The 23,228-nt window shown below is 60.5% G+C and carries 20 protein-coding genes and 1 pseudogene; 4 read left to right on the top strand and 17 right to left on the bottom strand.

Annotation, left to right across the window (positions count from 1 at the left end):
* Positions 1 to 257 (top strand): annotated as a pseudogene (locus tag VMU57_RS13045) (fucose isomerase); the annotation flags it as partial.
* 79 nt (positions 258 to 336) lie between these two features.
* Here VMU57_RS13045 and VMU57_RS13040 read toward each other — a convergent pair.
* Complete coding sequence (locus VMU57_RS13040; protein WP_325384072.1) at positions 337 to 1,293, bottom strand: NAD-dependent epimerase/dehydratase family protein; 957 nt, start codon at positions 1,291 to 1,293, stop codon at positions 337 to 339.
* Between the two features lie 80 nt (positions 1,294 to 1,373).
* Positions 1,374 to 2,813, bottom strand: a complete 1,440-nt coding sequence (locus tag VMU57_RS13035) for a hypothetical protein (protein WP_325384070.1) — start codon at positions 2,811 to 2,813, stop codon at positions 1,374 to 1,376.
* Positions 2,814 to 2,930: 117 nt separating this feature from the next.
* On the opposite strand from VMU57_RS13035, the gene VMU57_RS13030 reads away from it, so the two are divergent.
* Positions 2,931 to 3,800: an ABC transporter ATP-binding protein gene (locus tag VMU57_RS13030; RefSeq protein ID WP_325384068.1), complete on the top strand. Its 870-nt coding sequence runs from the start codon at positions 2,931 to 2,933 to the stop codon at positions 3,798 to 3,800.
* Positions 3,801 to 3,870: 70 nt separating this feature from the next.
* Positions 3,871 to 4,623 (top strand): metallophosphoesterase family protein, encoded by a 753-nt coding sequence (locus VMU57_RS13025; protein ID WP_325384065.1) that lies wholly within the window; start codon positions 3,871 to 3,873, stop codon positions 4,621 to 4,623.
* A gap of 68 nt (positions 4,624 to 4,691) precedes the next feature.
* Here the strand turns inward: VMU57_RS13025 and VMU57_RS13020 are convergent, their stop codons facing one another.
* The 7 genes from VMU57_RS13020 to VMU57_RS12990 all read right to left on the bottom strand — a co-directional run bounded on the left by VMU57_RS13020 (position 4,692) and on the right by VMU57_RS12990 (position 13,544).
* Positions 4,692 to 6,086 (bottom strand): hypothetical protein, encoded by a 1,395-nt coding sequence (locus VMU57_RS13020; protein ID WP_325384063.1) that lies wholly within the window; start codon positions 6,084 to 6,086, stop codon positions 4,692 to 4,694.
* A 185-nt stretch (positions 6,087 to 6,271) separates the two neighbouring features.
* Complete coding sequence (locus tag VMU57_RS13015; protein ID WP_325384061.1) at positions 6,272 to 8,209, bottom strand: ABC-F family ATP-binding cassette domain-containing protein; 1,938 nt, start codon at positions 8,207 to 8,209, stop codon at positions 6,272 to 6,274.
* A gap of 50 nt (positions 8,210 to 8,259) precedes the next feature.
* Positions 8,260 to 9,474 (bottom strand): glycosyltransferase, encoded by a 1,215-nt coding sequence (locus tag VMU57_RS13010; RefSeq protein ID WP_325384060.1) that lies wholly within the window; start codon positions 9,472 to 9,474, stop codon positions 8,260 to 8,262.
* A 17-nt stretch (positions 9,475 to 9,491) separates the two neighbouring features.
* Complete coding sequence (locus tag VMU57_RS13005; protein WP_325384058.1) at positions 9,492 to 10,664, bottom strand: hypothetical protein; 1,173 nt, start codon at positions 10,662 to 10,664, stop codon at positions 9,492 to 9,494.
* A 126-nt stretch (positions 10,665 to 10,790) separates the two neighbouring features.
* Positions 10,791 to 11,771: a TIGR00730 family Rossman fold protein gene (locus tag VMU57_RS13000; RefSeq protein WP_325384056.1), complete on the bottom strand. Its 981-nt coding sequence runs from the start codon at positions 11,769 to 11,771 to the stop codon at positions 10,791 to 10,793.
* A 35-nt stretch (positions 11,772 to 11,806) separates the two neighbouring features.
* Entirely contained in the window at positions 11,807 to 12,142 is a 336-nt protein-coding gene (locus tag VMU57_RS12995; protein WP_325384054.1) for a hypothetical protein, read from the bottom strand.
* Positions 12,143 to 12,272: 130 nt separating this feature from the next.
* Entirely contained in the window at positions 12,273 to 13,544 is a 1,272-nt protein-coding gene (locus VMU57_RS12990; RefSeq protein ID WP_325384052.1) for an alpha-amylase family glycosyl hydrolase, read from the bottom strand.
* Positions 13,545 to 13,714: 170 nt separating this feature from the next.
* Between VMU57_RS12990 and VMU57_RS12985 the strand changes: the two genes are divergently transcribed.
* Positions 13,715 to 14,440 (top strand): DUF5995 family protein, encoded by a 726-nt coding sequence (locus tag VMU57_RS12985; protein WP_325384050.1) that lies wholly within the window; start codon positions 13,715 to 13,717, stop codon positions 14,438 to 14,440.
* 3 nt (positions 14,441 to 14,443) lie between these two features.
* Here VMU57_RS12985 and lepB read toward each other — a convergent pair whose 3' ends face one another.
* From lepB to fdhF, 8 genes are read right to left on the bottom strand one after another with little or no spacing between them, the layout of a single operon-like run.
* Entirely contained in the window at positions 14,444 to 15,274 is an 831-nt protein-coding gene (gene lepB, locus VMU57_RS12980) for a signal peptidase I (protein WP_325384048.1), read from the bottom strand.
* Between the two features lie 2 nt (positions 15,275 to 15,276).
* Complete coding sequence (gene rnc / locus VMU57_RS12975) at positions 15,277 to 16,122, bottom strand: ribonuclease III (RefSeq protein ID WP_325384046.1); 846 nt, start codon at positions 16,120 to 16,122, stop codon at positions 15,277 to 15,279.
* A gap of 27 nt (positions 16,123 to 16,149) precedes the next feature.
* Complete coding sequence (locus tag VMU57_RS12970) at positions 16,150 to 16,764, bottom strand: nucleotidyltransferase family protein (RefSeq protein WP_325384044.1); 615 nt, start codon at positions 16,762 to 16,764, stop codon at positions 16,150 to 16,152.
* Between the two features lie 32 nt (positions 16,765 to 16,796).
* A complete protein-coding gene (locus VMU57_RS12965) occupies positions 16,797 to 17,903 on the bottom strand; it encodes an XdhC family protein (protein WP_325384042.1) in 1,107 nt (368 codons plus the stop codon).
* Positions 17,904 to 17,935: 32 nt separating this feature from the next.
* On the bottom strand, positions 17,936 to 18,772 hold the full coding sequence (kdsA, locus tag VMU57_RS12960; RefSeq protein ID WP_325384040.1) for a 3-deoxy-8-phosphooctulonate synthase: 837 nt from the start codon (positions 18,770 to 18,772) through the stop codon (positions 17,936 to 17,938).
* A gap of 57 nt (positions 18,773 to 18,829) precedes the next feature.
* Positions 18,830 to 19,054 (bottom strand): hypothetical protein, encoded by a 225-nt coding sequence (locus tag VMU57_RS12955; RefSeq protein WP_325384038.1) that lies wholly within the window; start codon positions 19,052 to 19,054, stop codon positions 18,830 to 18,832.
* A 42-nt stretch (positions 19,055 to 19,096) separates the two neighbouring features.
* Positions 19,097 to 19,558: a DUF1641 domain-containing protein gene (locus VMU57_RS12950; protein ID WP_325384036.1), complete on the bottom strand. Its 462-nt coding sequence runs from the start codon at positions 19,556 to 19,558 to the stop codon at positions 19,097 to 19,099.
* Positions 19,559 to 19,582: 24 nt separating this feature from the next.
* Positions 19,583 to 22,600, bottom strand: coding sequence for a formate dehydrogenase subunit alpha (fdhF, locus tag VMU57_RS12945; RefSeq protein WP_325384034.1), 3,018 nt, complete (start codon positions 22,598 to 22,600; stop codon positions 19,583 to 19,585).
* Between the last annotated feature and the right edge of the window lie 628 nt (positions 22,601 to 23,228).

The raw sequence follows: 23,228 nt of genomic DNA, 5'->3' as shown, positions 1-23,228 counted from the left end.
GCTTTGCGCGCTTCTCCACCGACGACTTCGAGGGCACCATCAAGGGCTACGTCGGCGAGGGCAACTTCACCAACGACCCCCTCAACACCTTCGGCGGAGCGGGAGTGGTCGAGATCCCCAACATGCAGCAGCTGCTGCGCTACATCTGCGAGAACGGCTTCGAACACCACGTCGCCGCCAACTTCGCCACCGTCGCCGGCCCCATCCACGAAGCCGCCACCAAATACCTCGGCTGGCCTACGCATCGGCATAAATAAAAATAAAATCACGAAGGATGCAGATCGCAACCATCAACTGGACCGACGACTGGCCGCACGCGCAGCTAGCCAATAGCGCCTATGCCTTCGTAATGGCGGCTCGGTAGCTTTCCACACTGAGCCGCACGCCCTCGGCATACGAGGTCTTGTGCACGTGCCCTAATAGTCCCATCAGCGCACTGTCGTCCATCAACACCGGCGTCGTCTGCAGATACTGCATCTCCACCAGCTCCTTCATCAGGGGCTGGAACAAGCCAATCAACCGCAGCCCCAACTTTCCTACCACGCGAATCTTCGGCTTTCGCCCTCCCAGCGCGAACGCCTGCTCCGCCATCTTCCGCTGCGTGGTCACGCCCGCTCCGGCAAGGTTCCACCAGCGCCCATAGGCCTCGGGCTTCTCCGCCAGCGCCAGCACCACCGGGCCAACGTCGGGCACGAACACAAACTCATGCGGTGTGTCGATCGGCCCCACCATGTCTGCCGTCTTGCCATTCGCCACGGCTTTGAAGAGGCCATCGAGAAAACTGCTCTCCACGCCCGGCCCATAGAAGTCCGGAAGCCGCAGCACGGTCGCTTGTATCTCTCCGGCGGCGTGTGCTGCAAGCAGTATGTCCTCCTGCTCCTTGCGCATCTTCCCTTTGTACGTCGGCGGGTTGCGCGGATGTTCCTCGCTCACCTTCTCCGTCACCGGCACGCCATACGGATACACCGTGCCGATCAGCACCACCCGCTTCACGCCCTCTGCGATCGCGCCGTCCAGTGTCTGCCGCATCGTTACCGGATGCAGCTCGAAGTGGTGATACGGTACCCCCACCAGATAGATCAGCGTATCCACGCCTCGCGCCGCTGCACGCACCGACGCCGCATCGGCCGGGTCCCAGGTGACGATCTCCGCGTTTGGGTCGGAGCCAAAGGTCTCTGCCAGCCGCTCCCGGTTGCGGCCCACGACGCGATACGCTTCACCCTTCGCACGAAGCGCATCGGCAATACTCCGCCCGATGGCTCCTGCAGCTCCAAACAAAGCAATCTTTCCCATTCGCTCTCCTCTTTTTTGACGCCAGGTAATCTTTCAGCGAAATTCAAACCATGCGATAAAAAGGATGCTCGATACAAAAGCTACTGCATCGATCCGCCCGCAAAGATCAACTGCGCCTCAGACGCAATCACACGATACAGGACGAACTGCCGCGAGTTCTGCGCCCGCAGTTCGAACAGCAGGCTCGCCCGGTTGCTGGCATCCGCATCGACGACATCGACAAACTTCATCTCGGGCGTACGGTCCAGATGCGCGGCATCCGTCACGGTCTGCAAGGCAGGCTTCAACTCTCCCAAATCGTCGGCCTGTGCCACCACGGTCACATACCGCAGCGTCGCTCCCGTGCCTGCCGTGTGCGCCATGAAGATGTACGTTGCAGCGCCGCCGTAGCTCAGCGTATAGCCCTTCAACTGCTCGTCCAGAAAAACCACCACCGGCGTTGCGGGTGTGGCAGCCGCCTTGTGTCGCACTCTGCCATGCACCGCCATCTTTTTAGGTGCAACCGCCGGAACAGCAGCAGGGGCGGTCGCTCCGCCATACTGCGTCAGCTTCGCCTGCGCCATCGCTTCCATCTTCGCGAGCACCGACGCCCGCTCCGCCGCATCCGCCCATGGCCGCGAAAAGTCATGTGGATCGCGGTCCACCGCATCCGACACCGCAACCATCTGCTGCAGATTCGGCGGCGTCCCCACCAGCTTCGGCAGCTCGGTCTCGGTCAGCGAGCCCGCTGGCCGACCATAGTGCAGGTTCGGTCGGTCGGGATCGTTGTTCAACGACTCCACCGCACCCGTTCCCGAGCTCTGTGCCTCGTCCTTAGCCTTCTTGGCCTCAGCAGGCGTGCGCCGCTTCAACGTCGGACGGTCGGGGTCGTCCTCTGGATTATTTTCATTCGCGCTCGCCGTACTTGCCGTCGTCGTTGTACCGGTGTCCGCATCGGCCTTTCGCCGAATCATCGTAGGCCGGTCGGAATCGTCTGCCGTCGTACTTCCGGCATCGGGCTTTGCCGCCGCGCCTCCATCCTTGGTTCCGGCGGGAGCAGCCGTTCCGTCCGCCTTGCCAAAATGCGGCCGCGAATCGTCCTTCGAGCCTACAATCACCGGCAACGTTTTGGAAGCATGCAGCGCTGGAGCTTTCTTCACCGGAGCCAGCCCCTTGAACCTCCCATAGCCAAACCAACCTCCGCCATCGCCGTCTGCCGTCTGCAGCTTACGTGCATACTCAAGGTCGATCTGGCCGTCGCTGATTCCGGCCTTCTCCAGCTCGTAGACGTTCCCCGTCTCGAGCGCAAACGGCACCGGCTGCGACATATATACCCCGGCATCCTGCAGGCTTCCATTGACGTAGAGCGATACAGGGATCAACCGGCTGGCCGTGGGCTTGGCCATATCTCCGGTCCACTCATACACCCCCACCGCCCGCACGACCTGCTGCGGCTTGGCGACCTTGTGCATCTGCCCCCACGCAGACGGGACCGCCGCAACCATGCTGCTCAACATCACGCCAAGCCACAGATTCTTCATAAGCCCCGTTCGTCTCGTTAGACGTTCACCCATTGCTCAAAGTCCCCCGCCCTAGCCCAACCATGATCCAAAAGCGCCTGTTTTAAAAAACTGTCCATCTGACGGAAAAACTGTGTGATGGACACATTTAACCACGTCAATCTAGCTACCATACAAGCAATGTCCACCGCGCCTCTGCTCGACGTTCGCAGTCTCAGCATCGCCTTCGGCAAACAACCTGCCGTACGGGACATCTCCTTTCAGATCAACCCCGGCGAAACCCTCGGCCTTGTTGGCGAATCAGGCTCCGGCAAGTCCGCCACCTCGCTGGCGATCCTGCGACTGCTTGCCCCGTCCGCGCAGGTCTCCGGCCACATAGCGTTCGCAGGGGAGCCGCTGCTCCCTCTCCCCGAAGCCGCCATGCGCCGCCATCGCGGCAGCAGCATCGCCATGATCTTTCAGGAGCCGATGACCGCGCTGAACCCTTCCATGCGCATCGGGGCACAGATCGCCGAAGCGCTCCAGGCGCACCATCCGGAGATCGCCGCCAGCGCCGTCAAACAAAAAGTTCTGGACGCCATGCAGGAAGTCGGCCTGCCTGACCCTGAGCAGCGTCTCCGCGACTACCCCCACCAGTTCTCCGGCGGCCAGCGCCAGCGCATCCTCATCGCCATGGCCCTCATCAACCGGCCCCACCTGCTGATCGCCGACGAGCCGACGACCGCGCTCGATGTCACCGTTCAGGCACAGATCCTTCACCTGCTCAAAGAGTTGCGGCAGACCCACAATCTTTCGATGCTCTTCATCTCTCACGATCTGGCGGTCGTCTCCCAGGTGGCCGACCGGGTGGCGGTCATGCAGCATGGCCAGATCGTCGAACAGGCCCCCACCGAGACCCTCTTTCGCCATCCGCAACACCCTTATACGCGCAGCCTGATCGCCGCCGCGCCCACGATGAGGACTGACAAGAACCGCCCTTTGGCTTCGCCTATAAACGCAATGCAATGAGATATATACAAAATCCGCAAGACCGTAAAACGATAATGAGCTAAACTACAAAGCTGGTCAACCCCGGCAAATGCGCGCTCTTATACTGTCCGACATCCACGCGAATCTCGAAGCCCTGAATGCAGTCCTCGACGTAGCATCGGACTTCGACGCTCTGTGGAACCTCGGCGACGTTGTCGGCTACGGAGCCAGTCCAAATCAAGTGATTGATTTGATTAGGCCAAAGTCACATCTCACGGTTCGCGGCAACCACGACCGCGTCTGTTGCGGCCTTACCTCGGCCCTCGGCTTCAACCCCGTCGCCCGCGCCGCCGCCCACTGGACCCATGACCAGCTGACGCCGGACAACCTGAACTGGCTCAAAGGTTTACCGCAAGGCCCGCTCCAACCCGAACAGGCCGAAGTCACCTGCGCGCACGGCTCCCCGCTCAACGAAGATCAATACATCCTCAACATGCGCGACGCCTGGGCGCCTCTGCAGCAGATGGCCACCAGTATCACCTTCTTCGGCCACACTCACATTCAGGGTGGTTTTTCGCAAAAAGGGCACGACTGGCACGAGCTGCGCCCGCAGCTTCCGCGGATCAACGAAGCCTCTTCGTGGACCATGCCCATCCCTCCCGGCACTCGTCATCTGATCAATCCCGGCTCCGTGGGCCAGCCCCGCGACTGCGACTGGCGCGCTGCCTTCGCCATCTACGACTCCGAAGCGCAGGCCATCACTTTCCACCGGGTTCCCTACGACATCACCGCCTCGCAGGGCCGCATCCTGATGGCCGGACTCCCAGAGAGGCTTGCCGCCCGCCTCACCGAAGGCCGCTAAGAGGGTTGCTGCACGAACAGAGGCAATTGATGAAACGAGACATGTTATGCGACACGCTTGTAATCGCTTCACGGTCTTGAAATGATCAGGCCGCCTTCTTTCCGAATCTTTGCTGCATATTTCTCTGATAATTGAACGTTCTCAGACCTTGCTGCTGCTGTTTTGGCTCCGAGAAGAGAATCGAGCCGGGCGGGTGCAACGTCGAGAGCTGCCTGATATGCAGCTAATGCCTCTGTCGATCTGCCCATCTGCAACAACATATCTCCTAACATCTCGCTGACGGGACGGGGTAAAACGTCCGCGTAATACAAGGGGTGGTCGCGTTCAAACTGAGCCGCATCTTTGAGCTGAGTAATAGCCTCGTCGTGCTTTCCCTCGGAGAACATCGTCCATGATTCGGCCTCGGTCGAAGCGATCTTAAAGACTGATCCCCAGGCAGCGTCCCACGATGGCCCTTGCGACTTTCTCCATTCGGACAAAGACCGGCTAAATTTCTCAAACGATGCGCTGGCCTCGATTGGATGCTCCAGACGCGCAGCGGCAATCGTCTGAATCCAGTAAATCTCAAAATTGTCAGTGAACTTTGAATTTGCTGGCGGTTGAATCGTTAGCGCATCGTTCCAGTCATGCGTATCCACGTCATAGTAGATTTTGGCTTCGATCAAAACCCAAGGATCGCCGCCGGGCCTGGCGGCAATCTCCGCAATCCTCTTCATCGTCTCGCGAGCTTGTTCCTTCTGGCCTAACTGGAGGTAGGCGTATTCAAGGTTGTTGAGGGCATGGAGTTCATCGAATATTCCGTCGCGTCCGGTTTTTATCCACTCTGCTGCCACGCGGGCAGATGCCTGATTCGCGCTGATTGACTCCTTCCAGTAACCAAGCCGATTGAAGATGTGCGACGGCATATGGAGCGCGTGGGGAGAGTCGGGTGCGATCTTCGCATATTCGCGAGCTGCCGGTAAAGCTTCCGGCGCAAGCTCTGGGGTATCCCCTGCATGGATGATGTAGTGAGCAGCACCGGGGTTATCTGGATATTGCTTGAAAATAGGCAGCAGGATAGCGAGTGCTTCTCTCCGATGCTCAAGACCCTCTTTTCCTGAACCACCGGCTATCGCGATTGCGTAGAACAGGCTGGCATTAATATCGTCGGGGTGCTTGCGGCGAATCTCCTCCATTCGAGCGTGATACTTCTTCCCCCTCTCGTCGGCAGAGGTGTTGTCATATCCCTCATACAGAGCGCGAACCGCGTTCACGTACATCTGTTCGCGGTCCGTCCCGGCTTTCATCGCAAGCCACGGCTGAAGCTGTGCCCACCCTGCGGCTAAATCTTTCTGCGGCGCATTCGCGCCATTGCGTTGCGTCTTCGAAAGAGCCATCCCCCAGGCGGCGATGACACATTGAGGGTCGTCTTTCTCGACCTGGCTAAACGCTTGCTCTGCCTCTGTGAATTCAAAGGACTGCAATAGAGCAACACCTTCAAGAAAACGAGCCTGCACTTCTGGTTTGCATGAGTTTGGGAAGTGAACCTGGCCTAAGCGATCTTGTCCCAACAACGTGGCAGTTGCGACAGAGCTACCCACCAACACCACGAACAGTCCCTTGAGCAATATGTCTCGCACTAGCACCTCCAGATGGTTCCATGATGCTGCTAAGCCAGGCTCTGCTCCTCAAGCATCAACGCCAGCTCTTCCCACTCCGCCAGCCGCTTCGCCCGCTCGCTCCGAAGCTCTTCCAGCTCCGCCGCTGTGCGCTGCGACTCTTCCGCCGAAGTAAACACGCCCATCTTCTCCTCTGCCGCTGCAATCGCGCCTTCGAGCCGGGGAATCTCCTCTTCCGCAAACTTCAGCTTGTCTTCCAACTGGCGTAGCTTGATCGGGTTCAACCGCTTCACTGCGGCCTGCGGAGCCTCAACCGCCTTCGGTGCCTCCACCACGGCCACCGACTCCGGCTGCTTTGTGATCGAGGCGATCACCTTTTCGGGGCCGCCCTGCTTGCGCCAGAGATAGTCCTCGTAGTTGCCGGGGTAGATGTGGACACGCTTGTCCTCTACCTCGAACACGCGCGTCGCCAGCCCATCGATGAAGTAGCGATCGTGCGAGACAAACAGCACAGTTCCGGTAAAGTTGCGAATCGCATCCAGCAGAACGTCCTTCGCGCGCAGGTCGAGGTGATTGGTGGGCTCGTCGAGCAGCAGCATGTTGGCCGGCGAGACCAGCATCTTCGCCATCGCGTAACGGTTCCGCTCGCCGCCTGAGAGCACGCCCAGCGGCTTGAAGACGTCCTCACCCGAAAACATGAAACAGCCCAGCAGGCTGCGAAGTTCCACCACGGGAACCTTCGGCGCAATACCGGCGATGTCGTCCAGCATCTTGGCCTTGGGGTCGAGCACCTTGTACTGGTCCTGCGCGAAGTAGTCGGCCAGCACATTGTGGCCCAGCTTGATCTCTCCGCTGGTCGGAGGCTCGAGGCCAGCCAGCATCCGGATCAACGTCGACTTCCCCGCCCCGTTCGCGCCGACCAGCGCGATGCGGTCGCCGCGGTCGATGGTAAAGCTCACATCTTCAAGCACGTGCTTCGGCTCATAGTGCTTGCTCAGGTGAGAGACGTCGATCACCGTCCTTCCCGAGGCTGGAGGCTGCGGAATGGTGAAGTGGATGGTCGCCTCTTCCTCCGGCACCTCGATCCGCTCGATCTTCTCCAGTTCCTTGATGCGCGACTGCACCTGCTTGGCCTTGGTCGCCTGCGCGCGAAAGCGATTGATGAAGGCTTCGAGCGCCTCGATGCGGTCGCGCTGATTTTTGAACGCGGACATCAACTGGGTACGGCGCTCTTCCTTCTGCGTGATGTATTTCTCATAGTTGCCGTGGTAGGTCTGCATCCGCTTGTTCCAGAGCTCGACCGTCTTGTTGACGGTGACGTCGAGAAAGTAGCGGTCATGCGAGATGAGGATAAACGCGTTCGGATAGTCGTGGAGGTAGTTCTCCAGCCAGTTGCGCGACTCAAGGTCGAGATGGTTGGTGGGTTCGTCCAGCAGCAATAGCGAAGGCTTCTGCAACAGCAGCTTGGCCAGCGCGATGCGCATCTGCCAGCCCCCGGAGAACTCCTCGGTCTTGCGCTCCCAGTCTTCCTTGGTGAAGCCAAGGCCGCCCAGAACCGCGCCCACCTGCGAGTCGAGCGTGTAGATGTCGTGCACATGCAGATGATCGGCGATGTCGGAGTAGCGATCGGCAGCGGCGGCATATTCCTTTGACTTGGGGTCGGCTTCGGAGAGCGTATGCGTGAGCGCCGTCGACTCCGCTTCCATCGCGTGGAGATGGTCGAAGACGGAGAGGCATTCGGCAAAGACGGTCTTGCCGCGCAGTGCGAGGCCATCCTGCGGCAGATAGCCGAGCGTCATGCCTTTGACCCGGGTGAGCGTGCCGTAGTCAAGCGACTCCACCCCGGCCAGAATCTTCAGCAGCGTCGATTTGCCGGTGCCGTTGCCGCCCACCAGGCCAGTGCGTTCATCCGGCGTAATCAGCCAGTTGGCGTCTTCAAAGAGGAGTTTGGGGCCGAATCGTTTACCGGCAGCAGAAAGTTGGAGCATCTATTTCTATTTTCGCATTGAACGCACAAGACGCTGCGATGCTCGCCAAATCAGGTTGTCCGCGCTGCTTCCACTGCATTCGGTGCAACGAATCCGGCGGACGGCAGCGCCGTCAGATAGCCCGCGTACACCTTCTCGAAGACGGCGTCCCAACTGCATCCGAGGGCGTATCTTCGGGCGTTGCGGCGCATGGCCTGCAGCAGGGACCGGTCCCGCACCAGACGGGCGATGGCAGACGGAAAGGCTTCGTCTGCGGCGATAAATCCCGTCTCTCCCTCGCGAACGATGAACTTCGGGCCGCCGTCGCCGGTTACAACCGCCGGTACGCCGCTGGCCAGCGCCTCCAGCACGACGTTGCCAAAGGTGTCGGTGTGCGAAGGAAAGACCAGTACGTCCATATCGGCATACGCTCCCGCCAGTTCCGCGCCGCGCAACACTCCGGCAAAGTCAGCCCGTGTCAATGCCGCCCGGAGCGATGCCTCTTCGCTGCCATGCCCAACAATTACGAAGCGAATCCCATCAAGCCCCATCGCGGCCAACTCGCGTTCCACTCGTATCAGCAAAGCAACATTTTTCTCGATGGACAAGCGCCCAATATAGCCCATGACAAAGCTGCCATCGTTCTTCGCACGAGTTCTACGCGACGGGGAAAATAGGTTGGTATCAACCCCCCTTTGCATCAGATGGCACGGTCTTCCTGTCGCCTTCTCCAGCAGCTTGCAAAGCTCGTCGTTGGGCGCGAACAATATCTTCGCCAGGCGGTAGAAGCGCGACGTCACATGAAGCGCACCAGCCTCAATGCTTCGCTCTGTTGCGAGCCCTTGTTTCTCCGACAGGTATTGCGTCAGCCAGTTCATGCGCCGCCCGGCGTACTCGTGCACATTGGTATGCCACGACGCAGCGAGGGGAATATTGAGCTTCCATGCGAAGTAAGCGCCCAGAATGCCCAGTTCGCTCGGCCCGGTAATGTGAATCACATCGGGCTGAAAGCGCTCCAGCTCGCGGCGAATCGCACTGGCATGACGCCAGAAAAGCGCATCGAACGCGAGGTCTTTCTCGATCCCGACCGACGCCCAGCCTCTGCCCAATTCGAGTGTCCGCAGCTCTCCTGCCTGCTCGAAGGCCTGAGTTCTGCCGCCTGCGCGCACGCAGAGGAATGGAAGATTTCGCCGCTCCGCGAACGCCACGAAGTTGCGGCTGGTATGCGCGACTCCATTGACCTCGTGGAACGAATCGGGAAAGTAGGCAACACGCGGCACACGCATCGCTCTCAGCCTACCCCTCAGGCGTCGAGCTTCGCCAGAGCGGCGCGCATCTCTCCCGCATCGTTCCATGCCATCCGCAAGCCGCCGGAGAGCGGTGCCGCGCCCAGCAGCCGTACCGCGCTCAGTACGCTGCGAAGGTACAAGGGAGCGTGTCCCGTCATCCAAAGCTCGGAGAGAGGCTGCATCACGCCCCGGCTGTCCGGGTGATAGACGCGCTGGTCCCAGCGGCGGGAGCCCTCGGGAAAGTGCGGGTAATCGCGAATCGCATCCAGCGTCGATTGCAGGATTCTGTGCTTCCATGGCTCCGCATACTGGGGCATGAAGAGCACATGGCTCTGCCGCTCGCGCCTTACCTCGTGGACGAACTCGGTAAAGCTGGCAGCGCGGGTCAGGTTGATGTTCGCGTTGGGCTCGATGCCGTGGCGGTCGCCGCCGCTGATGACCAGCTGGTTCCACTTTTGGGCCAGCTCCGATACCTCGCGGTTCTCCTTCCAGTCGCGAAGGCCGTTCAGCTCGAGCGCATGGATGTACTGTCCGTTGACCGCGAGAAACTCATTGACCAGAACGTTATGGCGCTCGTTGCCGATGCGATAGAGGTCCCAGACGGGATGGTTGAAGACGATCAGCACTCCCGGCAGTTCGTCGAGCTCGGCCAGCATCTCTTTCAACAGGCTGGGTTTGCGCGCCTCCACCGGGGTCGCCGTGAAGGCCTTCAGCCTCTCCATCCACTGGGCTCCCGTGGCACTGGGCAGGTTGTGGATGCCGAGGTGGAAGGCCGTCTTCCCAAAGGGCACCGTCCACTCCACGGACACTGGTATGTGGCGCGAGGATGGCACGGACCGTAGCAGCATCGGCGCCTGGATGTCGTCGTGGTCGGTGAGCGAGACCAGACCCGGCATCTGCAGGCGATCCTCGATCTGGCTGCGCTCGAGATCAAAGGCGAGGCTGGGCGTCAGCGGCGGAGTCCAGTAGCTGCGAGCGTAATCCGGCTGGATTCCAGTGAGGCGATTGCAGCGATCTTCGCACCAGCGCATCAGAGGTTGAAGGATGCCCCAGTTCTTTGAGAGCTCGGCGATAAAGTCCAGCGTCTCCTGCGACTGATTGGTATGGCTGTGCAGGGACACGCCGGTGGTGAAGCTCTTCGCTGCTTCGGGCTCCCGCCAAAGGTACGAGATACTCGACTGGCTCATCGGCTACCTCCTATTTAAGGCTTCCTGTCAGGAAGTATGGAGGCGCTATGTGACGCAGTCGTGACTGCACCGAGAATGGAGCTTCAATTTTTGTAAACTCAGTAACTAGAGAGGTTACACGGGCTACTATCTTGTTTTGGTGATGTCCGGGCCCAGCATCTCCTGCGCGTTGGGGGCCGGTTCGCTGGGAACCTGTTGGTGCTCGCGCAACCTCTGCTCTCGCTCGTAGGCCGATTCGAGGTGGTTTTCGGTCAGGCCCTGCTTCAGGATGGCGAAGGCCTCCTCGGGCGTGTCCGCGAACTGGAACAGCTCGAGGTCGGAGACTGCGATTGCTCCCTTCTCGGCGAACGTATCCAGGTTGATGACGCTCTTCCAGTACTTCGAGCCATAGACCACGATCGTGATCTTCTTCGCCATCTTTTTAGTCTGAGCCAGGGTCAGCAGCTCGAACATCTCGTCGAGCGTCCCGAAGCCGCCGGGGAAGACCACCAGCGCCTTGGCCAGATAGGCGAACCAGTACTTGCGCATGAAGAAGTAGTGGAAGTCGAAGTTGAGGGCCGGGGTGATATACGGGTTCGGATGCTGCTCGAAGGGAAGCTTAATGTTCAGCCCAATGGTCTTGCAGCCCGCCTCATAGGCACCGCGGTTGGCTGCTTCCATGATTCCGGGGCCGCCACCTGAGGTCACCACGAAGCGATGACGAGGCCCGGGCAACGTCTTTGCCCAACCTGCAATGAGGCCTGCCAGCTTGCGGGCGTCTTCGTAGTAGGCGGCCATCTCCACGGCTGCTTCGGCGAGCCGAAGCTTCAGGGCGCTGGCTTCTCCGCGCTCGATCTCGTCGGGGCGGGCGGGTTGTTCATGTTCCGGCGCGGGCTGGACGGAACCTGTGTTCTCCAGCAGCTCCAGTGCGGAGTTGGCCACGTCGAGAGCGCGAAAGCGGGCGGAGCCGAAGAAGACGACTGTGTCCTGGATGCGCTCGCGGCGGAAGCGAGCCATGGGCTCCTGGTATTCAGCGATGATGCGCAGCATACGACCATCGGGCGAGTTCAGAAAATCGCTGTTTTCGTAGGCGAGCGGTGCTTGTTCCAGTTCCTTCGGAGTTTCCATGGGTCTATTGTTGTCCAGCCTTTACTATTTTTTCTTTACCCACGATAGTCGCGGTAGTGAACTGCCTCGGAGATGCCGATCCAGATGTCGAGCAGGCCAATGCCGGAGATGACGCCGCGAACGGCTCCATTGTGCAGGATGGCGGAAAGCGGCGGATGCGCCTGAATGAACAAGTTGTGGTCCCATATCCGTGTCCACCAGGGCAGCAGCATGACCAGCACGCCGAGGTAGACGCAGAACAGCACCAGCACGAACAGCGACAGCCGTTGCAGCCAAATGGGTGCAGATCTTCTGACTGCTTCGCCGTTGGCCTCTGTGGTGGAACTTACGGGCGGTTCAGAACTCGGAAAAAGTTGTTGATCTCCAGACATCAAACTCCCACATTCGACAGTAGCAGAGCGGCCCTCTGTTGTCTCTTTCGAGCGGCATCAGCGGTAGCCGCAAGGGTACAGTTTTTAAACAATCTGCTCCTTTTTTAGTACCAAACAATCTGCTCTTTTTTTAATACCGAAGCTGGCCGATATAGACGGTGTAAGGCGGGATCGTCATCGAATCGAGACTCATGGGGCCCATGCCGTTGTCGGAGCGGAGCAGGGTGCGCAGAAAATTACCCTTCAGATGGATCTTCTGCATGTCGTCCTTGAGCGAGAGGTGCGCCGGCTGCGCAGAAAGATTGCAGACCACCACCACTGCTGGATTCCTGAGCGAGGCGTCTGACGGCTTGCGCACCCAGGCGAGGACGTTTTGGGCGTCGTGATCGAAGACGGTGGCAGGCGCTGATTCGAGCGTCTGGTTGCTGTGGTGGAGAGCGCTGAGCTGGCGATACCAACTTAAGAGCGAGGCGGGGTTGGCGTCCTGCGCGGCCACGCTGACGGGATCGTTGGCAGGAGCCGGGTGCAGAGGACGGCGGGCATGCGCGGGGGTTGGAACGATTGGCGTTCCCCACTGCATGGTGGGCGCGGCGAGACCGATCTCCTGGCCGAAGTAGATCAGCGAGGAGGCGCGGTTGGTGAGCAGAAGGGCGGCGAGAACTTTGCCCTGATCGAGACCGTGCTGGGGATCACCGAAGCGGGCGGCGCTGCGGGGAATGTCCGGGCCGTCCGTAGCGAGAAGAAGCGAGCCTGAGTTGGAGAGAATGGCTTCAACGGCGGGGCGCAGGGCAGCCGCGTTGAATTGATTGAGTTCGGTGAGGCTGGGATCGAGCAGGAGCTGAGGCTGCTGGTGGCTGTTGGAGGGGTCGAGGTCGCCGATGACGATGCGCTCGCCGATGTAGGAACCGGTGATCTTGCGGAGCTGGTCGGCCTGCTGAGGGTCGGCGATGCGGAAGCCGGCGAGGCCGCGGTTGAGCCAGAGGCGGGCGAGGCTGTTGAGGTCGGTGCCTGCGGGCGGTGTGCCTAAGTCGAGCAGGATGCGCATGTTGCGCGTGCTGGCCTCGCGGCTCAGGTTATCGAGGTCGTCGAGGGTGCCGAGGGCAGGATCGAGCGATTGGGGATGGGTCGCGTCGGGCGCGATATGGGTAAGCAGGATGGCGTCGGCGCCGAGGGAGTGGATGTAGTTGAGGCGCTCGGCGATGCCGTGCAGACCCTCGGAGCTGAAGCTGTGAGGATCGATCTCGTAGATAATCGAGTGCTTCCACCATACCTCGGACCTTTGGCCGAAACCGGCCCAGCCGGGACGGGCGAGCATCTGCGCGCATGCGGGCGTGGAGGCGGAAAGAGTGACGATGCAGGCAAGGCAGAGGGCCAGAAGAGCTTTGGTTCGGGTAATCGGCATGTTAGAGAGATGCTACCGCGAGTGATTCGCCTGCTACAAAAGTTTCGCGACAGAGGAGAGACGGAGCTTTACGGGAAATGGCTCGCTCGCCGCGGATTTTATGTCTCAACACCGTCGTTTGGTGTGGCTATACTTTTGGCGTAAACCAGAACGAGAACCGGGAGGTGCCTGTGAGTGTTGCCGCTGCTGACCAGCCTTTGTATGCGATTGTGAGCGGTGCTCAGCCGGGAATGATCGACGACGTATTGCGCACCATGCAACAGATCGACGATCTACTGGCTGACGAGGACGGGCTGAAGTGGTTCAACCGGCTGTACATGATGGTGACGAAGGACGTCGACTTCAGCCCTCCTCCTGGTGGTTGGGAGGATACGGATTGGCTGTTGCGGCTGGATGTGGTGTTTGCCGGGTTTTACTTTAGGGCGGTCGCCGGGTTTCTGGATGGCTCGGGCAATACGCCCAGTTCGTGGTGTGCGTTGATGGAGGCTCGCCACCAGCCGGGGATCGACCGCATTCTTTTTGCGCTGGCGGGGATGAATGCGCACATTAACCACGATCTGGCGCTGGCGTTACTCGAGACCGACCGCGAGATGAGTTTGGTACCGAATGATGGAAGTCCGCAGCATGTGGACTACGAGGCAGTGAATGACCTGCTGAACAACGTGATGCCTGCCGCGCTGCAGATGCTGGCAGTGGGAATTCTAGGGCTGGCCGCGCAGGACACGGGAAAGATCGGGCGTGTGCTGGCCTTCTGGAATATCTGCAAGGCACGCGACCTTGCCTGGGATTTCAGTAATTCTTTGAGAGATCTGAGTGGAGCTGCTTTGACGGTTGTGCTGGCGGCGCAGGACCAGATGACGGGAGTGGCGGGGCGGGCCATCTTGCGCTGTGTTTGAGGGCTATTTGACGATCTGCAAGGTTCGGTCCCAGCGGGCGAAGTCGGCCAGGGCATCCAGGGCGCTGGAGCGGTGCCGGTGCAGCGCCAGAGCATTGGACGAACGCGCCACAGCGATTGTGTCGTCGCTGGCCTCCGGCTGCTGCAGCGAGAAGTAGATGAGGAGAGGCTCGCCGACGATGGCGGCACGAGGGACTAAGCCCCAGTAGCGGCTGTCCTCGCTGTCGTTGCGATTGTCGCCGAGAACGAAGTAGCTGCCGGGAGGGATGGTGAGCTCGCCGTCGTGGATCAGGGTATGCATCTTGATCCACCAGCGGGAATCGACGTCGGGCTCGGTGCTTAGCAGGCGGGGGAAGTTGTCGCGGTAGCCATCGGGAGCGCTGGGGCGGTAGACCGCGTAGGGTTCGGTGAGAGGCTGGTCGTCGATGTAGACACGGCCGTCCCGCAGCTTGATGCGATCGCCGGGAAGGCCGATGACGCGCTTGACCAGGTGCATGGTGGGATTGACGGGAAAGTGGAAGACGACGACCTCCCCGCGATGGATGCGCGGCGCAGGGAAGATCCAGCCGGAGGCACCGGGGGTCGTGACCTGCTTATTGACCAGAAGGAAATCGCCGACGAGCAGGGTTGGCTCCATGGAGCCGGAGGGGATGCGGAAGGGCTGGATGATGAAGGTAATGATGAAGATCGCGGTCACCATGATGGCGAGCAGCGACTGGATGGCGGGGAGAATGCCCTCTTTGCTGTGATGATGTTGGTGACCGGACACCGGAGCGCCGTGGAGGGCAGCGTCGGGGTGGGATGGCGGGTTGGAGTCGATGGCTGGTTGAGTCACTTCTATACCTCGAAGCCATCCTTGCTTGAATCCTTGCCTGAACCTCTCGCGGTGTCGTCCTGGATAGAGCGTTTTTCGGAGAGGAGGCGTTCAAAGGCGATGCGGGCGGCCTCTTGCTGGGCCTGTTTCTTGGTGGTTCCCTCTGATTCGGCGAGGGCGATAGAGACACCCTCACTATCTTCGATGCGAACTTCGACGCGGAAGCGTTTTTGGTGGTCGGGGCCGCTTTGGGCGGTGAGGACGTACTGAGGCTGACCTGCGCCGGTGGCCTGCAGGTACTCCTGCAGGGCGGATTTGTGGTCGCCGATGGCTCCGCTGAAGGTGTCGCCGGCCTTGAGCGCGAGGTTGAGGTCGGGGAGAGCGGGCTCGATGATGTGTTTGTCGATGAAGGCTCGTGCCGCATCGAGGCCACCGTCGAGATAGAGGGCGGCAATGACGGCTTCGATGGCGTTGGCGAGCAGAGCGGGTTTCTGGCGGCCGCCGCTCTGCTCTTCGCCGCGGCCGAGGCGGAGGAGATCGCCGAGGTCGATGCGGGCGGCCACCTCGCCGAGATGGCGGCGGCTGACGAGCGAGGCACGGAGGCGGGTAAGCTCGCCCTCGCGGGAGCCGGGAAAGCGGAGGAAGAGGGATTCGGCCACGGCGAGGCCAAGGACGGCGTCGCCGAGGAACTCCAACTGCTCGTTGTCCGATCGGGGATCGGGCGAGGTCTCAGGATTGGTCTCGTAGGAGAGAGAACGGTGGGTGAGGGCCCAGGTCAACAGGTCGGGCTGCCGAAAATTGTGGTCGAACAGGGTCGACACCACCGGACCTGCGAGTGGCCGTACAGTCTTTTTGCGGCGCGTCGTCATGTCGTTCGTGCAACCCCTGTTTCTACTTTACCCCAGGGGCTGAAGCCTCATTTTCCGGCGTTTGGATAGCGGGCGGTCGCCGAACAACTCCCGTGCTCGATCCAGGTCCCCCGCCGCATCCACATCCAACTCCCCACCCTCCAACTCCACCGCCTCGGCAGGCCGCAGCAGGTTGCGAGCTCCCATGTCCCCGCTCAACGCCATCAACTCGTCGAAATATCTCTTAGGGAAGAACGCCGGAACTCCCTTTCTGCCTGCATAGCTCGAAGCTTTCACGTCCGGCCCACGCATCAGCGCTTGCAGGTGTCCGACTGTCACCGCAGGCTGATCGCACGTCATCACCACCACCCCATCGGCAGCCTCACAGGCCCGCACCCCCAGCCGAATCGACCACCCCATCCCCTCTTCCCAGCTGTCGTTCATAACCGGCACGGCATCGCCCAGCCTGCACTCTGCCAGCACTCTCTCGTACTCCGCGCCCAGCACCACAATCACCGGCGAGCAGCCCGCCTCGTGCGCCAACCGCACCGCTCTCTCCAACAGCGTCTCGTCGTCCAGCATCGCCAGCTGCTTCGGCGACCCCAGCCGCCGCGAAGCTCCCGCAGCCAGCACCACCGCCGCAATGCCCGCTGAACCGTCCATACTCACCTCTGCCAGATTGTCATCCCCGGACGTTACTGCTCCATCGCGCACTGTACCTGCAGATACCGTGAAGCTCCACCCAGTTCAATCTGCCGGGCCACGCTCTCCGCCGTAAGCCGCCGCGAAACCCCAGCCTTCCCCTGGCAGCATGCCTGCACCTCCGCGATCACCGCCAGCGCTATCGCCTCCGGCCCATCCCCTCCCAGATCGAGGCCCACAGGCGCGTGGATCAACGCGCAACACTCCTCCACCGTCCATCCGATCATCGCCGCGGCCTCGCTCACCAGCAGGCTGCTGCGGTGCCGGGCTCCCAGCAGCCCCATGTACCCCGGAGCCATCGGCAACAGCGACGCCAGAATCTCGCGGTCCTGCTCATAACTGTGCGTCATCAAAACCGCCGCGTCCCTCCTCCTGATCCCTAACCCCGCAGCCCCATCCGAACCCAACGCCACCACCCGCTCCGCCTCGGCAAACCGCTCCGCCCGCGCCAGCTGCGCCCTTCCATCCGCCACAATCACGCTCCAGCCCAGCAGTGCAGCCATGCTCACCAGCGGCTTGGCGTCGTCTCCTGCTCCCAGCACAAACAGGCGCTGCGGAGCGCGCAGCTCCTCCACAAACCGCCCCTCGTTGTCTCCCTCCGGCAGCAGTCCCTTTGCGCAATCGATCTTCGCCTCACTCAACGCCGCACTCGCAAACACCACCGACCCATCCGGGCCCAGCACCACCCGCCGCAGCCCCTTCCCCTCACCCGGCAGCCACGTCACCACGGTAGCCTCAGTGCCTCGCAGCGAATCTTCCATCGCCTCCATCAGCGCCAGGCACTCCGGGCTTCCCGCAGGTTCAACCAGCAGATCGACGACGCCCCCGCATCCCAACCCAAACGGAATCTCTGCCGTGTCATCGAACATCGTCGAGTAGCGCTCCACCGCCGCCCCATCGCGCACCATCCAGGCCGCCTTGCGGGTCAGCTCCGTCTCAAGGCAACCTCCGCTGATGGTTCCTGCATACTCGCCCCTGGCATCGAGCAGCAACCGCGCTCCTGCCTGCCGATAGCTAGACCCCGCGACCTTAATCAGCGTCACCAGGACGGCGGCCTCACTCTGCCGCCAAAGCCGAACGATCTGCCGCCGTTCCCTCATAGCAAAAGCCTAATCCTTTTCCCATTCGCCATCTAGATCTGGGTTGAGCTTACGGCCCGGTGCACCGCCAGGAGCTGTTCGAGAACAGCCTTCAGCTTATTCAGATGCAGGGCATTGGCTCCGTCAGATTTTGCTTCGGCGGGGTTGTCATGCACCTCAAGAAAGACGCCATCGATCCCCGCGGCAACTGCGGCGCGTGTGAGCACGGGAATAAACTCCGGCTGTCCCCCTGAAACACCATTCCCCGCAGAAGGAGTCTGGACCGAGTGCGTCCCGTCGAAGACGACCGGAGCAAAAGCGCGCATGGCAGGTAGCGAGCGCATGTCGACGACGAGGTTGTTATATCCGAAGCTGGCCCCGCGCTCGGTAAGAAAGACGCGCTGGTTGCCGCTCTCGCGCACCTTTTCGACGGCATGGCGCATGTCCCACGGTGCGACGAACTGGCCCTTCTTCACATTGATGGCGCGGCCCGTCTCAGCGGCAGCGATCAGCAGGTCAGTCTGGCGGCATAGAAAAGCAGGAATTTGCAACACAGCCTCAACGTCGCCCAGAGCTTCGCTCACCGCCCTGCAGTCCTGCGGCGTGTGAACGTCGGTGAGCACCGGCAGGCCAGTGTCCTTGGCGACGGCACGCAGAATACGGCAGCCTTCCGTCAGGCCGGGGCCGCGAAAGCTCTTAATCGAGGTGCGATTGGCCTTGTCGTAGCTGGCCTTGAAGATATAGGGGACGCCGAGGCCGGAGGCGATGCGCTGAATGGAGTCGGCCATCTTGCGGACATGGGCTTCGGACTCGATGACACAGGGGCCGGAGATGAGAAATAGCTGGCCGTGACCTACAGGAACGCTGGCAATATCGAATGGAGTGTTCACAGGGTTATTTCATCACATCCGACAACCTCAGCACGTTTCCAGCCTTTACCGCGTCCTCTAGCTGTCCTTGCGGTAGAGGAGGTTGCGCATTGCCTGCCTGCGAGCCTCGTTCGCTTCCGCTGCGGACTTGCGCTCGTCGGCGTCCATGCGCTGCTTTGTGCTGGAGTCATTGGACTCTTCGGGCATACTGCACTCCGGGCAGCGATTAGCAAAGCCCGGCTTATCGGGCTTCAGCTCAAACTCTTCCTTGCAGACGACACAAACTTTAATCGAAAATGCCATACGTCTTCATGATACGACGCCTGCACCAGCTTGCGCCGTTTGTTATTGCCTCTTGAGCGATTTGCCGAGGCCAGACAGCAACAGCGTAAGGAAGAACAAGCCACGACGGCCATCTTCGCTGCTGGTGCTCTTGAAGAGCTGCCACAGGCTGGGAGGCTTCTGCTCCCGCTTGTGCTGCCGCGACGCATCGGCAATCGACCTCGCTAGCTCGTCGAGAGTCTCGGAATCAAGCGCTGCAAAGATTTTGGCCACTGCCAGCAGGTTGCGAATGCCGGCTTCGCCCTCTGCAGTTTTGGCGTACTCGGCGAGCTTGCCGAAGATGGTGTCGCGAGCACTGACCAACCCGTGAGCCGTGTCGAGCAGGCCATTATCGTGGGCAGCCTGCAGGATGTCGTAGACGACCAGCAGGGCCTCGGCATGTTCGCGGGGAGCGGCATTGAGGCGGCGCTCGAGTTCGAGGTGCGGATCGACGGGAAGCGGCTTGAAGATGATCGGATTGGCCATGAAGAGACTCCTCGGGTTGAGTCGTTATACCGTGGTGGATTTGATCTGGACCAGCTTGTCAGAGGGCGAGGTTCCTGGAAGGCGATAGTCTGCGCGCGCCCACTTGCGTTCGACCTCCACGCCACTCTGCGGCGTGCGAGTGCCGTAGCGGAAGTTGCGGCGCGGCAATGGGTTCTCGCCCTGTTCCGGCAGAACGGTCATGCTGACGGCGGTCTCCTTGAACGCAGGCGTGTGCGTCTGGCGGTCGGTGAAGCTGCCGGTAAGTTTGTTGACCGGCTCCGTGATCGAGTTGAGCGACATGTAGAGCTGCTTGCCCTCGACGCGGTTGGAGACGAGCACCTGCACCCGCACCTTGCCGTGCGGGGAGGCGATCTGAACATAGCGGCCGCTGGTGATGCCGCGCTCCGCGGCAAGCTCGGGGGAGACCTCGACGAAGCTGTTGGGCGTGATCTCCTTGATGCCGGGGGTGCGGTACGTCATGCTGCCCTGCTCGAAGTGTTCGAGCAGGCGGCCGTTGTTGAGGTGAAGGTCGAAGACGTCGCTGGATTCTTCGCAAGGCTCAATATATTGGACCGGGAAGAAGCGGGCCTTGCCGTCGGGGAAGGGAAACTTCTCGGTAAAAAGAAGCGGCGAGTCTTTGCCATCTTTGTCGACCGGCCACTGCAGGCTCTTGAAGCCTTCAAGGCGCTCATAAGTGACACCGGCAAACATCGGGGAGAGGCGGGCAACCTCATCCATCACATCGGAGGGATGTTTGTACTTCCAGTTGCCGCCCAGGCGATTGGCGATGAGCTGAATGATCTCCCAGTCCGCCTTCGATTCGCCTAGCGGCTCGAGCGCCTTATAGAGGCGCTGGATGCGGCGCTCGGTGCTGGTAAACGTTCCTTCTTTTTCAAGCGAAGCCGCAGCGGGAAGAACAAGGTCGGCGTAGCGGCAGGTCTCGGAAAAATTGATGTCCTGCACAACGAAGAACTCCAGCTTCGAAAGCGCGCTGGCCACATAGTTGGCGTTGGAGTCGGAGGTAATCGTGTCCTCGCCCTTGATGTAAAGCACCTTGAGGCTGCCCTCGAGAATGGCGTCGATCATCTGATGATTGTCTTTCCCTGTGGTGACGGGAAGAGTAACACCCCAGTCCGCTGCAAACTTCGCCCTTACGGCCTCGTCGTCTACTTTCTGGTAGCCGGAGAAGACATTCGGCATCGAGCCAAAATCGCTGGCCCCCTGAACATTATTGTGGCCGCGTAGAGGATAAGCCCCAGCACCAGGACGCATATAGTTTCCGGTGAGCAGCAGCAGGTTGGAAAGAGTGGTTGCAGTATCCGACCCGCCACAGTGTTGCGTCACGCCCATCGCGAAGAGAATGCAGACCCCATCGGCTGCAGCAATCTCATTGGCGACGGTGATGATCGTGTCCTGCGGAATGCCTGTGATGCGCTCGGTGTATTCGAGCGTGTAGGGCTCCAGCGATTTGGCGTACTCGTCGAAGTGATTGACCCACTGATCGATGAACTCCGGCTTGTGCAGCTTGTGGTCGAGGATGTAGCGAGCCACGCCATTCATCCAGACCGCGTCGGTAGAGGGCTTTGGGCGAATAAAGATATCGGCCCGCTCGGCCATCTCGTGCTTGCGCAGATCGGCAACGATCAGCCGTTGGTTGCGAAACTTGTGCGAGCGCTTGATGCGGGTGGCGAGAACGGGGTGGTTCTCCGCCGGGTTGGCGCCGACGATGACGACGAGGCCCGCCTTCTCAATATCGGCGATCGAACCAGAGTCGCCGCCATAGCCGACGGTGCGCTGCAGGCCCATCGTGGCGGGGTTCTGGCAGTAGCGCGCGCAGTTGTCGACGTTATTTGTGCCGACCACGGCACGAGCGAGCTTCTGCATCAGGTAGCTCTCCTCGTTGGTGCACTTCGAGGAGGCGATGAAGGCGAGGGCATCGGGGCCATGGTCTTCTTTTACTTGTTTGAACTTCTTCTCAATGATGTCGAGCGCCTCGTCCCAGGGGATCTCGCGGAAGCTGTCGCCGTCGCGGAGCAGAGGCTTGGTAATCCGGTCGTCGGAGTTGATGTGGCCCCATGCAAATTTGCCCTTGATGCAGGTGGAGATACCGTTAGCAGGGCCGTGCGTCGGCTCAATCTTGAGGATGTGGCGGTCGCGAGTCCAAACCTCGAAAGAACAGCCGACGGCGCAGTAAGTACAGACGGTCTTGGTCCGTTTGACGCGAGCGTGGCGCATCTCCGCCTCGATCTCCGAGAGCGCAAGGATGGGGCCGTAACCAATGGGCGGCTCAATCGCCTTCACCACATCGATCATGTCGTCGAGAACTTTGACGGGCAGGTTGGTGAGATAGCCTGCATGGCCAAGCATGGATTTTTCCATGAGGGCATTGCAGGGGCAGACGGTGACGCAGTGACCGCAGGAGACGCACGACGATCCATCGATCTTTTCGCCGCCATCCCATAGAACGCGAGGATGATCGCTCTCCCAGTTGATCGAAAGCGTCTCGTTGACCTGAACGCTCTGACAGGACTCGACGCACCGGCCGCAGAGGATGCACTGGTCGGGATCGTAGCGATAGAACGGATTCGAGTGGTCCTGCGGATAGGGCTTGTGGGTGAAGGGCCGCGACTGGTGCTTTACGTCAAGCTGCGCCGTCGTGTTGTGAATAGTGCAGTTCTGATTGTTGTTGTCGCAGACCGTGCAGTAGAGCATGTGGTTCTGCAGGATGCGGTCGAAGGCCTCGCGCTGCGCGATATCAACAGCCTCGCCTGCGGTTTCGACGACCATCCCGGTGGTTGCCCGGGTGCCACAGGCGCGCACCAATTCTCCATTGACCTTCACCATGCAGGTATCGCACGTTTCAATAGGCCCCATCTGCGGCAGATAGCAGACCTGAGGCACCGGCTTTCGGTTGCGGGTTGCGGCATACAGATTGAGGACTTCGATGAGAAGTTCACCGGAGCGAACAGGAACGGGCTGTCCGTCGATGATCAGTTCTGTGTTCGGGGTGTTGTCGGCAGGAGTGTTAAGCAACTGTTTCATCGCGCCCTCTTTGGCTTCTGATGCGTAGCAGCATAGTAGGCGTTTTATCGGGAACGATGCGAACTTACGCGAGGTGGCTGGTTTTGTTAATACTTGTCTGCAAACTCTGAACCAACGTCGTCTCGACCGGAGCCGCGCGGTTTTATCGCGTGGCGGAGTGGAGAGACCCCTGTATTTCTGCCCTGGTCTTTGCCCTTGCCTGTTCTTAAATTAGGGTCACAGTGCAAATCGGCGTTAAGCCTTCCGTTTAAATAGGTTCTTAGGCGAAGCTGGCGCGCTTCACCTTCTGGCGGAAGTCTTCGCCCTGCATCTCGACGACCACGCACATCTCCTGCATGCGCTCTCCGAGCATCTCTTCACGCTCTCGGTGCACTATAGAATTCGACACTTACTGGTCATACGCTTTCCGTCGTTGTAGTTCTAGGTGAGGGGGCCTTCCATTTGTTCTTTGAGCCCATCCGAGCCCCGCCTACCACTGGCTCTTGCTGCTGGGGTTCAGAGCTCTGAGTTGTGTTAGCTACGCGTGGATTGCTCTCTTCAGCGGCAGGCTGCGGCGCTGTCGTTACGATGGCTAGTTTCTTTCCAATAGCGAAACTTGCCCTCTTCTCAGTCCCTCTGTAATCCTTGC

Source organism: Edaphobacter sp. (assembly GCF_035532915.1).
Classification (GTDB): domain Bacteria; phylum Acidobacteriota; class Terriglobia; order Terriglobales; family Acidobacteriaceae; genus Edaphobacter.
The sequence above is the reverse complement of the archived record's forward strand: the minus strand, read 5'-3'. Positions and strand labels throughout refer to the sequence as shown.